This is a genomic window from Microcoleus sp. PH2017_12_PCY_D_A (assembly GCF_020738565.1).
In the GTDB taxonomy this organism is placed as follows: Bacteria; Cyanobacteriota; Cyanobacteriia; order Cyanobacteriales; family Microcoleaceae; genus Microcoleus.
Genome location: NZ_JAEQCI010000056.1, coordinates 22,729 through 37,039, shown reverse-complemented (window position 1 = coordinate 37,039; position 14,311 = coordinate 22,729). Strand labels below are relative to the sequence as shown.

At 46.7% G+C, this 14,311-nt stretch carries 8 protein-coding genes; 4 read left to right on the top strand and 4 right to left on the bottom strand.

Annotated features, from left to right (window positions below; translation table 11 throughout):
- Window positions 1-85: 85 nt before the first annotated feature.
- Window positions 86-1,033, bottom strand: coding sequence for a hypothetical protein (locus JGK39_RS17520; protein WP_293254762.1), 948 nt, complete (start codon window positions 1,031-1,033; stop codon window positions 86-88).
- Window positions 1,034-1,038: 5 nt separating this feature from the next.
- On the bottom strand, window positions 1,039-2,661 hold the full coding sequence (locus tag JGK39_RS17515) for a glycosyltransferase family 39 protein (RefSeq protein WP_293254759.1): 1,623 nt from the start codon (window positions 2,659-2,661) through the stop codon (window positions 1,039-1,041).
- Window positions 2,662-4,121: 1,460 nt separating this feature from the next.
- On the opposite strand from JGK39_RS17515, the gene JGK39_RS17510 reads away from it, so the two are divergent.
- Entirely contained in the window at window positions 4,122-6,146 is a 2,025-nt protein-coding gene (locus JGK39_RS17510; protein ID WP_293254756.1) for an iron uptake porin, read from the top strand.
- Window positions 6,147-6,385: 239 nt separating this feature from the next.
- On the opposite strand, the gene JGK39_RS17505 is transcribed toward JGK39_RS17510, so the two are convergent.
- The gene (locus JGK39_RS17505) at window positions 6,386-7,636 is read right to left on the bottom strand and encodes an FIST N-terminal domain-containing protein (RefSeq protein ID WP_293254753.1); all 1,251 of its coding nucleotides are present in this window, start codon (window positions 7,634-7,636) and stop codon (window positions 6,386-6,388) included.
- A gap of 463 nt (window positions 7,637-8,099) precedes the next feature.
- Between JGK39_RS17505 and JGK39_RS17500 the strand changes: the two genes are divergently transcribed.
- The 3 genes from JGK39_RS17500 (at window position 8,100) to JGK39_RS17490 (ending at window position 10,871) form a co-directional block, all read left to right on the top strand.
- On the top strand, window positions 8,100-8,336 hold the full coding sequence (locus tag JGK39_RS17500) for a Calvin cycle protein CP12 (RefSeq protein ID WP_293254768.1): 237 nt from the start codon (window positions 8,100-8,102) through the stop codon (window positions 8,334-8,336).
- A 334-nt stretch (window positions 8,337-8,670) separates the two neighbouring features.
- Window positions 8,671-9,291 (top strand): DUF3177 family protein, encoded by a 621-nt coding sequence (locus tag JGK39_RS17495; RefSeq protein ID WP_293254750.1) that lies wholly within the window; start codon window positions 8,671-8,673, stop codon window positions 9,289-9,291.
- A gap of 125 nt (window positions 9,292-9,416) precedes the next feature.
- Window positions 9,417-10,871: a hypothetical protein gene (locus tag JGK39_RS17490; protein ID WP_293254765.1), complete on the top strand. Its 1,455-nt coding sequence runs from the start codon at window positions 9,417-9,419 to the stop codon at window positions 10,869-10,871.
- On the opposite strand, the gene JGK39_RS17485 is transcribed toward JGK39_RS17490, so the two are convergent.
- Complete coding sequence (locus JGK39_RS17485) at window positions 10,804-14,265, bottom strand: response regulator (protein ID WP_293302713.1); 3,462 nt, start codon at window positions 14,263-14,265, stop codon at window positions 10,804-10,806. The genes JGK39_RS17490 and JGK39_RS17485 overlap by 68 nt on opposite strands.
- Window positions 14,266-14,311: the final 46 nt, after the last annotated feature.

The following is a 14,311-nucleotide window of genomic DNA, read 5'->3' as shown; positions in this document are numbered from 1 at the left end:
CTACAAACTAATTGGATTATCGGTAATCTACCGGACATAATATAAGGACTAAAGTCCTTACTACAAACTTAATTGTGGTATTTTTTCAGGTCCATCGCACCAACTGCCGAAACTTCTTCTTAAACTTATTCTTGTACACGTAGATCGATCGCTGCAAATCCTCAACTTGCAGCGACATCTCGGCCGCCAAACCCGTGCGGTGCCAAACATCCTCCTGGCATTTGCGGCGGCAAAAATTCATCGGTTCCGAGTAAACTTTAGATGTCGATAAAGTCGGCTTCGGCCCGCACCAGTGAATCACAGTAGCCTCAGGGCGATCGCCCGCAGGCCCGTTTTCTGCCACCGGAAACCGTTTTCTCAGCAAATCCTGGTCAAAATCCGGCACCAACAACTGCATATCGACATTCTGCACCCGCAGCCGATTTTCTTGAGCAGCCCGGAAAATCATAAAGTTCAAAAACCCCATTTCTCCGTACTTAAATATCCCCGGATTTGCCTCTGTAAAATCTAAAATTTCTATGTATTCTTCCAAGCTAAAAACACCGCGTTTAGCAAAAAAAGTACCCGTGCAGAAATAGTTCGATCGCGATTCCGACCACCGAAACATCGGGAAATGCTTTTCAACGCCCGGAATATCAAAGAAAAATTCCGAAACATCTGCATCCGAGTAATCGTAACAAGGCTTGTCTACAGTAAAATCAAATTCTTTAAAATTAGCCAATTTCAGAACATCGCCCCAGACGATCGTATCGGCATCCAAAACCATAAAATTCGACCAAGGGCTTTCCCAGAAAGCAATCATTTTAGTTTTGCCCCAACCAAAACTTCTTTTCCTGAGAACCTCTTGGGAAACGTTTGTGCGATCGATAACTCGTACCCCGTAGGACTTTTCTAAAGCACTCACAGAAAACGTACCGTCAATCAACAGACAAATCGGCACATCTCCCAGGAAATATCGAATGCTAGCACAGCAACCCTTAGCAAACAGATAATCCTGGTCGCAGCAGGCAATAATAATACCAAAATCTTCCATAACTCTCACTCTTTTTCTAACTTGCCAACCCACAACATTTGGATTGTTTGTTTTTTCGGCACATCTATTTTCGAGTTGTGCATTTTTGCCAGCTTAGCACTAAAATTCTGCGTTCGCCCGTAAACAAAAACATCGCTAAAACCGCTAGGAATTTTGGGTATCGCGGGTGGATTCAGCAACTGAGCTTGACTGCGCCCTTGGGGGTCAATCAACACCAATTGCAACATCACTTTCGGCTCTAATAAATGACTCATTGACAGTATATTTCCCAGAGTGACTTCCGAGATATCACTGACAACCAGCGGCTTGGGAGCGCGATCGATCCTCCGAGCAATTGCAGGATTTTCCCGGCCCAATTCCTTAGTCCACCAAGTCTCGGCTGGACAACTAACAGTATTTGACACCACAGAGCCCGTTAGCAGTACAACTGTCAGAACTTTCCACATCTGCCGTTTCCAACTTGGCACGCCCAGCGCGCTAATTTTAGTCGCTAACAGGTAAGCAACAGCTATTTGCATCGCCAAATAAGTCGGAAATAGGTAGCGAGGTTTAGTCGATCGGATTCCTCCCAATATAACATCTGGCAGCATCACTGCCACTGCTGTCACCGCCATCAACGCCAGCACAAACAGCCAAACCTGTTTTTTTGTATCACAACACAGAAAATAAACTGCATACCCTAGGATTGCCAATAAAATCAAAGTCGCTGCCATCAAGGCAATCAAATATATTGAGGTAGCCTGAGAAGTTAGCCCAAAATCCCAAAAAACGCGACCGATATTTCCGCTCCAATTATTAATCAAAGACATCAAACTACTGTCTCCATTTGCCCAAAGTGTCGCCTCCTTTGCCGCCTTTCTGTTTATTACTAAAATCACCATCCAAGGCAGAAAAGCGACAAAAGACAAGCCAGTTGCAATTACATAATTAACTGACTTGCGATTAAACCTATAAGCTTGCATTCCCCATACATAAATTCCGTGTCCTAAGGCAACTAACAGGCTAAACAAGTGCGTGTAAAATCCCAGAATAGTTGCCACTGCGTAAATGCTCCAACTCAGTTTAGTTTGAAGGCGCATTGCTCGCAGCAGAGACGCACAAGAAACTAAAATCAGCACCGGCCACAAACTGTAGGGACGCGCTTCTTGAGCGTAAAGCACGTGCAAGGGAGAAACTGCTACCAATCCCATGGCTATCCACGCCACTTCTGGTGCTGGAAACAACTCTCGGCACAGCCAGTACAGAGCGGGAAACACTAACAAACTCATCCAAACTGAGAAAATTCTCGTCGATAAAGGAGAATCACCGAATAGTTTTCCCCAATACTTGACTGCCAAAAAATATAGAGGTGGCAGTTGAGGTTCTTCAATGGCAATACCTTTAACTGTGTCGCCAAAATTTTTTGCGGGATTGGAGCGCTGATATTTCATCAAATCTTTTGCCCCTAAGAACTGAACGCTGCTTATTTCATGCAGCACTTCTGTTTGCGTGTATCCCGAAACCCGCAGGGAAGTAAATACTTCATCATACCAATAAAACTTTTTGTCGATGTTGGTGAAGCGAAAAAACAATCCTAATATCAATAAGATAATTACCAATAAGCCCAGTTTGCTTTTGCTCGAAGTCATAGATGGTGTCAAAAAATATAGATGCTGCGCCTCAATGTAACATACCAGAGCGAGGTCGAGTGCATTGCAAATCTACAGGTTGTTCGATCGCCCTCTAATAATTAGTGGCGTTGATTTATTGTGTTAGTAGCAAATGAGGAAAGTCCTGGAGGCACTCCTTACTCTCATACACCGTTTTTTTACTGCGAGCGATCGCATCAAAGCAAGTATTTTCGTCTATTTGACCGGGTTGATGCGTCCGAGAATACTGGAGGCTCAATAGATTCTTGTTCAGTAGCATAAATCACATACAAAAGGTGATTTGAAAGACATCGGCTGTGCCCAAAAAATAACTGGCTGTAAAACTCCTTCGCAGTGAGGGAGCAAAACTTTTATTTTAGGTAACAGACATTCAGTCGGCTGCCGCTGTCAGACTACAAAAAATTGTGTTAAAATAGTGGCAAATTAAACCAGCCGATCGGCAATCTCAAAAATGCCGATCGCGCTGGCAAGTCTCGGCTGGTGGGGGCATCAGAACACCCACATTGGTCAAGACAGGAATTTTGCCCCCACGGGTGCATCTAGCAGCGTTTAACCTTCCGATCCCCACTGCTGGCCCAAAAATAACCCCGTCCGGGCCGCGAGGTTTAAAGTTAGGTTAAAAAGCTTGACATAATAGGATCGAAAGCTGTATAAGGAATGCGACAAGCAGCCCTAATCCTACCTATAAGTGTGTGTTAACTCAGACATAAGCAAGGACTATCAGTATTTGTCAGTTTGAGGCGATTGTGGTCTAACCCATACCACTGGTTGTCGATCGCCCTGTCGGAGAAAGCAACTCCAGCAAGTCTGGCGATCGAGAGATGAAATTAGCAAGTGATGGTATAATCAGCCGTAGTGTAAAGTGGGCTTGACCTAAATTGGGGTCTGGGCTGTAAAAAGGGCCAGCCTTCTACGTTCAAGCAGGAACTATACACGCCTACTGTGAATCAACAGTTATCGATAGGTTCTATTCTGTCAGTTATCAGAAATTTGGGTTTAAAACCCCGTCCTTCCCTCGACGGCTTTCTGCTATAGTATTCGTAGGTTGCTGACCGTGAGAACGTGAGGAAACAGGTTGAACGTCCTACTCCGCGATCTCAAAATCTTTAACCGTCAATGGTAAAAACCAAATCCACACGGTAAGAGCAAATAAAAATCAAATAGCGTGGGACACACGCGAATTTACGCTTGGGGAGTAGTCCGTAAGAGTGCTTGCTGTAAAAGGTGTAGTCGGACTAGACATGAAACTGTAAGACCAAAACTGACATTGTTGGTAGAGGCACGATTCAGCCCAAGAATCCTCGTACCTTGATAGTCGAGGAGTGTCAATGTCAACAGGCAATGAACCACAAAAAGTATCAGTTGGGCATTGCCGATCGAGTTGAATCGAGTTGAATCGAGTTGAATCGAGTTGAATAGAGTGTGAAGGTGTGAGGAAAATGAACAGAACTTTTTGGAATTTACTTCTAGTATCCCCGGCAATTCTGGGGCTATCATCAGTCGTCAGTACCGCTGCGATCGCCACTGAAGCGACCGCAACCGCTGAGGCCAACCAGGTAGCCACAGCTCAGCCATCTGAGTCAAAAATTGCAGAAACAGTTGCAGAACCAGTTGCAGCAACCCCTGCTGCCCCAGAAAAGCTGGCTTTAAACAGCATCGCTCCGGCGGCCGAAACCCCGATCGCCAACTCCGCAGACGCCGAAAAACTGGCAGCAATCGCACCAGAAACCAGCGCTGCAGAACTGCAAACAGCAGCGATCGACATCAATGCAGCAGCCCCCATCGCCCCCGCCAACACAGCGCCCGCGATCGAACCCCTAGCTGCTGCCACCACAGCCGAACCATCGCCCCAAGCCTCAGACTTGGCAGTGGAAAGCACCCCGACAGCAACCGCCAAAACTGAAGTGCCAGCAATTGCTAGCACCCCAGCAGCCAAGGTAGAAATTGCTCAGACAGCACCCGCAGGCATGGGCGGCCCGATCGTCCCAGCAGCACCCCAAGCCCTCCCCGCCGAACCATCTGGAGCCATGTCCCAAGTGACATCGGTCTCTCAACTCTCCGACGTGCGGCCGACAGATTGGGCATTCCAAGCCCTGCAATCCCTAGTCGAACGCTACGGTTGTATCGTAGGCTATCCCGACGGCACCTACCGCGGCAACCGCGCCCTGACTCGCTACGAATTTGCAGCCGGCGTCAACGCCTGCTTAGACCAAGTAACCAAGCAAATTAGCTCGGCAACATCGACCTTCGTCACCAAAGACGACTTAGCCATCCTGCAACGCCTGCAAGAAGAATTTGCAGCGGAACTCGCTACCCTGCGCGGACGAGTAGACGGCCTAGAAGCTCGCACCGCAGAACTCGAAGCCAACCAGTTCTCCACCACAACCAAACTGGCAGGAGAAGCCATTTTTCTCGCCAGCGACAGCTTCGGAGATGGTGTCGGCAAGCACGACGACAAAACTGCCACAAACCTCGGCTACCGGGTGCGGTTGAACTTCAACACCAGCTTCACCGGCAAAGACTTGCTCAGAACCCGCTTGCAAGCTAGAAACGTCGCCAACTACGGTGCAGCCACTGCCACTAATACGAACATGGCTCGCGTCGCTATCACCGGCGAAGACGGCAGCCAATTCTCCCTCGATCAATTGTGGTATCGCTTCCCCGCAGGTAAAGCTACAGTCTGGTTCGGGCCTAAAGGACTCAGACTAGATGACGTTGCTGAGCTGTCTGCTCCCTTAGAAAGTCCTGGAAGTGGCGCTATCTCGGCGTTTGGACGTTACAACCCCGCAGTGTTCCGCGGCCCGGAAGGAGCAGGTGCTGCTATCAAATACAACTTCGGCGCCGTGAGAGCCACAGTAGCCTATCTTGCCTCCGACGGCGATGCTCCAAACCCAGCTAATGGCCGGGGCGTTTTCGACGGTTCTTTCAGCGCTTTGGGTCAGCTCAACTTCTCCCTGGGCAAATTTATTGACATTGGTGCAACTTACACCCGGAAATACAATCGGGGTGGCGATGTTGCAATCATGGGCAATACAGGCAGTTCCTTGGCTAACCGTCCCTTCGGTCAATCATCCACCGCATCAGATAACTTTGGGGTACAACTTAACTTAAAACCCAGCTCGCGCTTCCAGTTTGGCGGTTGGTACGGTTACACCAAGGCTCACCAAGAACGCGGTGCCGACAATGACGCTACTGTTCAGAATGGTGCTCTTTTCTTGGCCCTGCCAGATTTTGGCAAGCCTGGAAACCTCCTCGGTTTTATTGCCGGCGTACCGCCAAAAGTTACTGAGAGCGATGTCAGAAGAGACCGCGACACCTCTTATCACTTAGAGGGTTTCTATCGCTTCCAAGTTAATGACTTTATTTCGGTGACACCGGGCGTTTACGTGATTCTGAATCCGGAGCACAACAAACAAAATGATGATATCTGGGTAGGAGTCCTGCGGACTACCTTTAGTTTCTAAGGTTTCCCGATATCTAGTTAGAGCTAAAAGCGGCAGGTGACTGCCGCTTTTAGTTTTTGGTGATTAGTCATTAGTCATTAGTCATTAGTCATTAGTCATTAGTCATTGGTCATCAGTCATTAGTCATTAGTCATCAGTCAACCGTTATAGGTTCGTAGTGAGGACTTCAGTCCTCATAAAATGAGAGAGGACTGAAGTCCTCACTACCAACCAATTGGATAGCTCTTGAGCCAACAAAATTAGGAATTTTGGCGGCAAATCCCGAATACGGATGTGTAACCGTGCAGAAACGTGCTGCCGCCGACGGGGCCGATTTCGCCGTTGCAGAAAAAGCCGCTCAGGGGGATGTTGTTGAGGTATCTGCCGAACAGTCGCGAGTCAAAGTTCGATTGACCGTAAAGCCCTTCGCCGCGCCCCAGACAAGAGAACATCAAGGCGCCGGCGCTGGATGTACCCCTGTCCTCGGCCGATCGCTGATGCCGGTCGAGCAGCATTTCTAGGTCTTCTGCGGAGGTGCGGGCGTCCCGCAGGTGGAATTGGATGCGCTGTCCGGGACGGACTCGATCGCCGATCGCAATTGCCCCCACTTTCGGATCTACTCCCAACAAATTGCGGATTAAAAAATCCCCAGGCTCTAATCTCATCTTGAATTCATCGCTGACTAAGCCGACAAATAACGAGTGCTGCGCTAATTCTCGGTCTGTTTCGCTCAAAGTTTGAACTAACTCTCGCAGGGCGTCTAAGGGCGATCGCTCGATGCCCCTGCTGCCGGTATCATCGGTTTGTTCTTCGAGTTTCAGCAAAATATTGCGCTCTCCTTCCGTCACCCGATAAGGATGCCCGATCGGTCTACAGCCTTGCGCGACGATCGTTTCCAGAACTATATTCCCGCTCAAAGCCACTCCCACCGTCCCTTCTCGGTAAAGCTGATAGTCGCAAAACAGCGCCGCGCCCCTGCCGGCACCGTCCCCGCCGGCGAGTCCCCCTACCTTTGGCGCCCCCGGATAGGCATAATCGAGTCCTTGCAGCAAATCGTTAATTTTTGAAGAAAATGGGTCTGCCAAGATGATAAACTGCGGTTCTTCCTGGGCAGGCACGCCCAATAGATCCACCCAAGTATCCGGGGGACTGTCTAAGTCCGGCAGATCTTCTGGATCAATGTGAAATGTTCTGACGTTTACTCCCGGTAAGCGAGCCAAGCTCAGGCTGACTGCGGGAGAACCCTCTACTTCTTCGGTCAACCCGCCCCGGTTGGTGCCGATGACTCCTCCCCCGCCGCACCCCAAAATTGCGGGCACGGGCAGCAGTTCTTGCAGTAAAGGCATCAGCCGAGAATACTCGCTAGCAAAGGCAGATGAGATAAAGATCAGCGCTAAATCTGCCGGGCCCTCTAATTCGCGATCGGCTTGTTCTACAACTTCTTTCAGGGCTGATTCCAAAGACGGACGGGTTGATAAGGCGCTGACCCATTGCATTTGGTTTTCGTACATAAGGCAAACTTCTCTATAAAAACTATTTCTCTACTTAGGCTAACCGGAACAGGCCACTGGCGGGACGGTTTTCTGGGGCGATCGACTCCCCTGGCAGTCCGCGATCGTGTTAACATAAGTTAACATGAGTCTCGAATCAATCTGTTTAGTGTTAAAAGCCGCGTTCAGCGAAATCTTAAAAGATAAAGCTCAATACAGTTTGACACACCAACTTCGTGTAATGTTTTCATCAAAAGTCAGGTCGGCTCAACCTGCATTCATGCCTGTGGACTAGAACCCGCCGACGGGATCAGGGTAAAGCAGGACGTAAAGACGGCTGCTGCGATCGCAGTTATGGATGGTTTCTATCTGGGCTGCCACAGCAGCGCATCTCAAGCTAATATTAGTTGAGGTCGCCAGACAGAAACGGCAAGTCAAACACAAGCTAACATCCAAAAAGAAAACCTTTCATACCAACAACTTTATGACAACAACACCCGCAGGCAACATCGAAGAAAAAATTGAAGAAGAACTAGAAAGCGCTCGTAGCGTCTGTGACTTGAAGGGCGCCACTTCCGGGGAATGTGCAGCAGCGTGGGACGCAGTTGAAGAACTGCAAGCTGAAGCTTCCCACCAAAAGCAAGTCAAACCTAAGAATTCTTTTGAAAAATATTGCGATGACAATCCTGACGCTGCTGAGTGCCGCATCTACGACGAATAAACGAGCAATTTAGCTCTATCCCTTCGATCCCGCGCCGAAATTAACTTTTGGCGCGGGATTTTTTCATCGGTTTATCAATTACCTTGACAAGAAGACCGGGCGGTTGAAACCGCGTCTACACGAGACTTTACCCGGATGGTGCGCGGGTTGAAGAACCGACGCTGAAAATTACGCGATCTTTTTCTTCAGTCGGCGTCCGGCGGACTACCCTTCGGGAAGGCTAACGCCTACGTTTTTATAGACGCGGTTTCAACCGCCGTCCGATCCTATCCCTGCTTTTTGAGCTTTTTTATAGTAAAATCTGTCACAAATAAGTGAGTATATTTTCCCAAAGATGTTTAGTCTTTTATTGGCAGCCACCGGGCCTTGGTTTCAACCACTTGTGTGGATGGATTACCGGTTATCTGTGTTATTAACCGTTTCGATCCCCCTGGTAGTGGTGATTTGGGCTGTTTTTGCCAAGGCTGATGCGATCGCCCGTTTGTTGATGATTTATTGGCGGGTGGCGAGTTTGTTGGCAATTACACTTTACCTGATGATGGCTGCACTGCCTATCAGCTTTGTGTCGTCGGTGATGGGGAGGGCTTTGATTCCTGCTTGTCTGTGGTTTTGGGAAGATTTAAACGACGAAATTGCCGATCGACCGCAGTCGTCTTTAAAGCTGGCTTTTACAGCTTGGCGGTGGGCGATTACTGTTTACAGCGGTTTGGGCGCTCTAGCTCAAATTCCCTTCTTAACCTGTGCCTTTAAATCTCAAATTCAAGTAATCGACGAACCTTTTTGCAGCGTTTGGTTTGACCCGCCTTGGCTGTACAAACAGATGTTTCATGCTAAAGCAAACCCTCAATTTTTGGGATTTTTAGGTTTGACAGGTTTAGCAATTTATGTAGTTTACTTATCATACTTTGTCCTAATTAGATTGGGCAAACAAGGCAGATCTGCCACAGGAAATTAAATCGCTTTACAGGAAGTATTTGCTTTCTAAATTTCGGTGTCAGTCTTCAAAAAAACTCAAAAACAAAAAACGGGGTACATTTACGAAAAAATAAAGAGAAGAATAGGATGGTTGAAGTGGGTGTAATGTTAGTGGAAAAGACTGTGATTGATAGCAAAGAAGCGTATTTACAGTGCTTAGAAAAGCTAATTTGGGCGATCGCTCGCCTCAAGGTAGAAGTCGAACCCACCGAACTAGCTCGGATTGCCGAACTGATCGTTCAGCCGATGACCGGGCCCTGGCGCTTTTTCCATACTCCCGAACATATTTTTGAAGTCGGGGGAAATGAAGATGCGATCGAGGTTTTGGCCGCTTTATTTCACGATATCGTCTACGTGCAAGTCGATCGCAGCATTAACTTTAACGTCAGCTACTACATCACTCCTGTCACCAAAGAGGTTAACAAACAGCTACGGATTCGGGAGCAATCTGAACTCTCTGCCGATGCTACCTTAGAAATGGTAATGCTCGTATTCGGTTTTGTACCCGGAGAAGTGCTCAATCCCTTCGCCGGACAAAACGAATTTCTCAGCGCTTTGGTTGCAGCAAAAGCTCTCGAACCATTTCTCAAGCCCGAGCAATTGCTTCAAATTGTCGCCTGCATAGAAGAAACAATTCCGTTTCGCTCCGCCGAGTGGGGAGTAACCCCAACAGGGCGCCTTTATGACCGCTTGCAAGCAATAACTAGCCTATTTCACCTCAGTTTAACTGATGAGGAAATGCGGGAAACCGTGAAAAAAGCTGTGCGAATTGCCAACCGAGATGTAATTAGTTTTGCTCACGAAAGTTCAGCCCATTTTTTGGCAAATACCTGGAATTTATTACCGGAAACTAATCACAATATTACCAGCTACGGTTTTTATACGGTTCGCGACTACAGAGTTGCTTTGCTGAAGATGGAGGGTTTTCTGACTTATCTCAAGCCCGAGGTGATTTTTCGGCAGTTTGACGCTTCCCCAGACGATCGCACATATCAACGCTGGGAAACTACCGCTAGGCACAATCTCGAAATTGCCGAGCTTTATCTGGGGTGCAAACTTGTCGCGATCGCCCTGCTAGAAGCCCTTTCTTCAGGTTTGGGACTCGATGTTTCTCTGGCGATGATGATGGGAGAATTGCCAGATAGAGCCGATAAAGGCATCCGTCTGGAAAGCTTTTTTCCAGAAATAGACAAACCTCACCAACCTCAAACTGCTTTAGAAACAGAAGTATTCAATTTATTAGAAAATGGGCGGGCGAAAAGCACTTCTAATACCGATTTGGAAAACTCCCCCCTAGCAACGTTTATGGTCAAAATTGTGGGCTTTGACGAAATGCGCTATCAGTGCGATCGGGCTAAGGAACTTTTTAGGGCAAATCTGGCAGCCGATGACTTTATTACCGACTTTAACCCCATCGTTACAGAAATTGTCGTTGACTCAATTCTCAAGTTGTTTGAAAGCCGCAAATCTACTATCTACCGATACTACGATATCACTTCTGAGTTAAAGTCCAAACCCCAGACCAATTCTCCGGTACGCCCCTCTCAATCAAATTGTTGACTCGCTCCAAATACAGTGCAGCCGTTTTATCGTCGGGATTAACGGCTAAAACTTGATAAAAACAGATTTTAGCCGCCTTAAATTCGTGACAGCGATAATGTTCTAAACCCCGTTCAAAATCAGTCTGAGTTTGTAACTTCATTTCCCTGAGCAACTCTATTTCCCCATCGAGGACTTCATAGATAGAAATTGGCTGCTGTTTGCCCTTAACAATTACTCTATCTAAAAAACGGATTTGATACTGTTCGCGATCCGTCAAATTATCCAAAACTTTCTCCGAAATTATCAAAGATACTCCATATAACTTAGTAAGACTTTCCAGACGAGAGGCTAAATTGACATTATCCGAAAAAGCATCTCCCTGCATTCTCTCCGCTTCCCCAACTATGCCCACCATCATGTGCCCGAAATTCACTCCTACCCCGACTTGAATCGGTTGAAAGCCGCTGCGTGCGCGATCGGCATTATATTCGTACACTTGTTGCAGTTTAGCAATTCCACCTTTGACAGCATCGTCAGCACCGTTGGGAAAAACAGCCATCATCCCATCTCCTAAATACTTGACAATAAAGCCCTGATGTTCTCTAATTTTCGGACTTACTTCTCGCAAATAAGCATTAACAAAGTCAAAGTTTTGCTGCGGAGTCATCGTTTCGGAAAGAGCAGTAAAGGAGCGAATATCGCTAAACATGACTGCCATTTCTTTGCTGACGTGATTGCCTAATTGGATATCGACAATGCTTTCTTTTTTCAGAAAGTCTAAGAAAGCATCGGGGAAAAATCGCCCGTAGGCGCTATTAGTTTGCGATAAGTTAATGTGAGACTTAATTCTGGTTAACAGTTCGTCTTTCGAGAAGGGTTTAGTTAGATAGTCATTCGCTCCGAATTGAAATCCTGATATTAAGTCTGATACTTGATTTTTGGCAGTTAGCATCACTACGGGCAACTCGTGAGATGGGTATTTCTCTCTGAGTTTGGCGCAGACTTCATAACCCGACATTCTCGGCATCATGATGTCAAGAATGATTAAGTCAAAATGCACCCCGCTTTCCAAGAGTGATAAGGCTTGTTCGCCGTTGAGTGCCTGAATGACACTGTAATTTTGTAGAGAAAGCTGATTGTTTAAAACTTGCAGGTTAATCGGATCGTCGTCAACTATCAGAAGTTTAAATTTTTCGACTTCTAATAGCGCAGTGGCTTGCTCTAATGGATTCGGAGCGGGTTTAGGCAAATTCCAATCGCAGGATAAATAAGTTTTATTTCTGTTGTTTTCTGATTCAGAATCCTGAGTTGGCGCTGCTAGCTGCTGATTGATTCCGGATTCGCTAGGATGAATGGTTTCGGGAGAAACAGGCAGGGTAAAGGTGAAACGCGAACCCATGCCGATTTTGGATTCTGCGTATATTTTGCCGCCGTGGAGTTCGACAAATTGTTTGGAGAGTGTTAAACCTAAGCCTGTGCCTCCGTATTGCCTGATTGTGGAACCGTCGCCTTGTTCAAATGGTTCAAAAATGCGATCGAGATTCGCGACAGAAATTCCGATTCCTGTGTCGGAAACCGTGACAGCTATTTGAAAATCTGGGCTTGATGCTGGGAGATTTGACGGGGAGACTCCCAGAGATGTTTCGCCGTTGGTATCTACAATTGCTGCTGATATTTTTACTGTACCGGATTCCGTAAATTTAATCGCATTTCCAATTAAATTGTAGAGGATTTGTTGCAGGCGGTTTTCGTCAGCCAAAACTAATGGTAAATCTGAATCGATCGCATTAATTAATTGCAAATCTTTGCCAGCAGTTAAAGGTTGGCAAACGGTAACAATCACTTCGACAATCGACCTCAATCCTACACTCTGAATCTGCAATTCTAGTTTCTGATTTTTGAGTTGGGCAAAGTCGAGAATATTGTCAACAAGTTCGTTGAGCCGCCTGCCGCTGCTGGCAATCATTGAGAGATTTTGTTGTTGAATTTCGGATAACGTTCCGGTGGCGCCGTCAATCATTGATTCGGCAATGCCGATCATTCCGTTAAGGGGCGTTCGCAATTCGTGGGAAGTGTTGGCTAAGAATTCGTCTTTGAGTTTGTCGAGTTGCTGCAATTCTAGATTCTGATTTTCTAGGGTATTGAAGGATATTTGCAGTTGAGATGCCATGCTGGTAAAGGATTTGGCTAGCTGGCCTACTTCGTCGGCGCGATCGAGATCCAGCTCAACTTTGTGATCCCATTCTCCTCCCGCAAGGTTTTTGGCTGCTGCGTTTAATCCCAGAATTGGCTTTGCGATCGATCGCGCTGTCAAACTGCCAATAATTATTGATAGAATTAGAGCAGCGATACAAAGTAAAATAGTGCTGCGGGTGTTGCTGTTGATTTCATCCATGAAATCGTTTTCGGGAATCACTACCACCACCAACCAATCCAGTCCTACCTGGTCTTTATAGGACAGAATATGTACAAAATTAGACTGATTGTTAAATTTAAATTGTAGCTTTTTTGGTGGCTCAACTAAGCTCAATTTAAAACTACTAATGATGTGCTTTGCTGCCGATGCAGTTAAGGGATTTGTGCTATCAAGTGCTTGCAGGCGCTGAAACTTGCCGCTGGCGTCAGTAATGTAGGGTTTTTCCTCCGTCGAACTGCCAACTATTGCGCCCGATCGCTCCATAATAAATACCTGACCCGATCGACTAATTTTGATTTTTCTAAGAAAATCGCTAATTTGACCCAAAAGAATATCGACTGCCATGATGCCGCGAAAGTCGCCCTGAGTATCATAAAATGGCTGAGCCACCGTGATTCCCAAATCGCCTTGAAAAAATGTATAAATCGCAGTCCATATCGGTGATTCTGCTGCGGTTGCACCAATATACCAAGGGCGAGTTCGCAAGTCATAAGTTGGTTCAAAACGCAACAGCTTCGTTCGCTCGCCGAAAGCATCTAGCTCATAAAAAGAACGTCGGGGAAAATCTTCTGTAATTCTGGTAACTAATTGACCCGATTCCTCTCGACTAACTCCAATAAACTGACCTTCTTTCGTCCCTAAATAGATTTGACGCACCGATGAAAATATTTTTACCTGCTGCCAAAAGGATCGCTCAGTTTCTCCAATATTTTGTGGTGTAAGTTTCCCCAGTTGAGCTGCACCTGCGTTGAGTTGGACGATATTGTAAGGTTTTTCTAAGTAATGCGCGAGGTGTTCTTGAATGCGCCCACTGATTTCGCCCTGCAAGTTGTCTGCGAGTTTTTGAACTGCTTGTTGTCCATTTTTGAACGACAAATATCCAACTATACTGACTACCGCGAAAGTTTGCATCACGAATGGCAATGTCAGGGCTAAACGGAGGGGCATAGTACCAGATATTTTTGCGATCGATCTGCTAATTATTTTCGCTAACATAATAAATAGTCTAACTTCTCAGAGATCCAGCCCAAATCCGCAGATT

Excerpts from the sequence above, each read along its gene's own strand:
- JGK39_RS17495 (WP_293254750.1), top strand. The coding sequence starts at position 8,671 with ATGTTTAGTCTTTTATTGGCAGCCACCGGGCCTTGGTTTCAACCACTT.
- JGK39_RS17500 (WP_293254768.1), top strand. The coding sequence starts at position 8,100 with ATGACAACAACACCCGCAGGCAACATCGAAGAAAAAATTGAAGAAGAA.
- JGK39_RS17505 (WP_293254753.1), bottom strand. The coding sequence starts at position 7,636 with ATGTACGAAAACCAAATGCAATGGGTCAGCGCCTTATCAACCCGTCCG.
- JGK39_RS17510 (WP_293254756.1), top strand. The coding sequence starts at position 4,122 with ATGAACAGAACTTTTTGGAATTTACTTCTAGTATCCCCGGCAATTCTG.
- JGK39_RS17485 (WP_293302713.1), bottom strand. The coding sequence starts at position 14,265 with ATGTTAGCGAAAATAATTAGCAGATCGATCGCAAAAATATCTGGTACT.
- JGK39_RS17520 (WP_293254762.1), bottom strand. The coding sequence starts at position 1,033 with ATGGAAGATTTTGGTATTATTATTGCCTGCTGCGACCAGGATTATCTG.
- JGK39_RS17490 (WP_293254765.1), top strand. The coding sequence starts at position 9,417 with ATGTTAGTGGAAAAGACTGTGATTGATAGCAAAGAAGCGTATTTACAG.
- JGK39_RS17515 (WP_293254759.1), bottom strand. The coding sequence starts at position 2,661 with ATGACTTCGAGCAAAAGCAAACTGGGCTTATTGGTAATTATCTTATTG.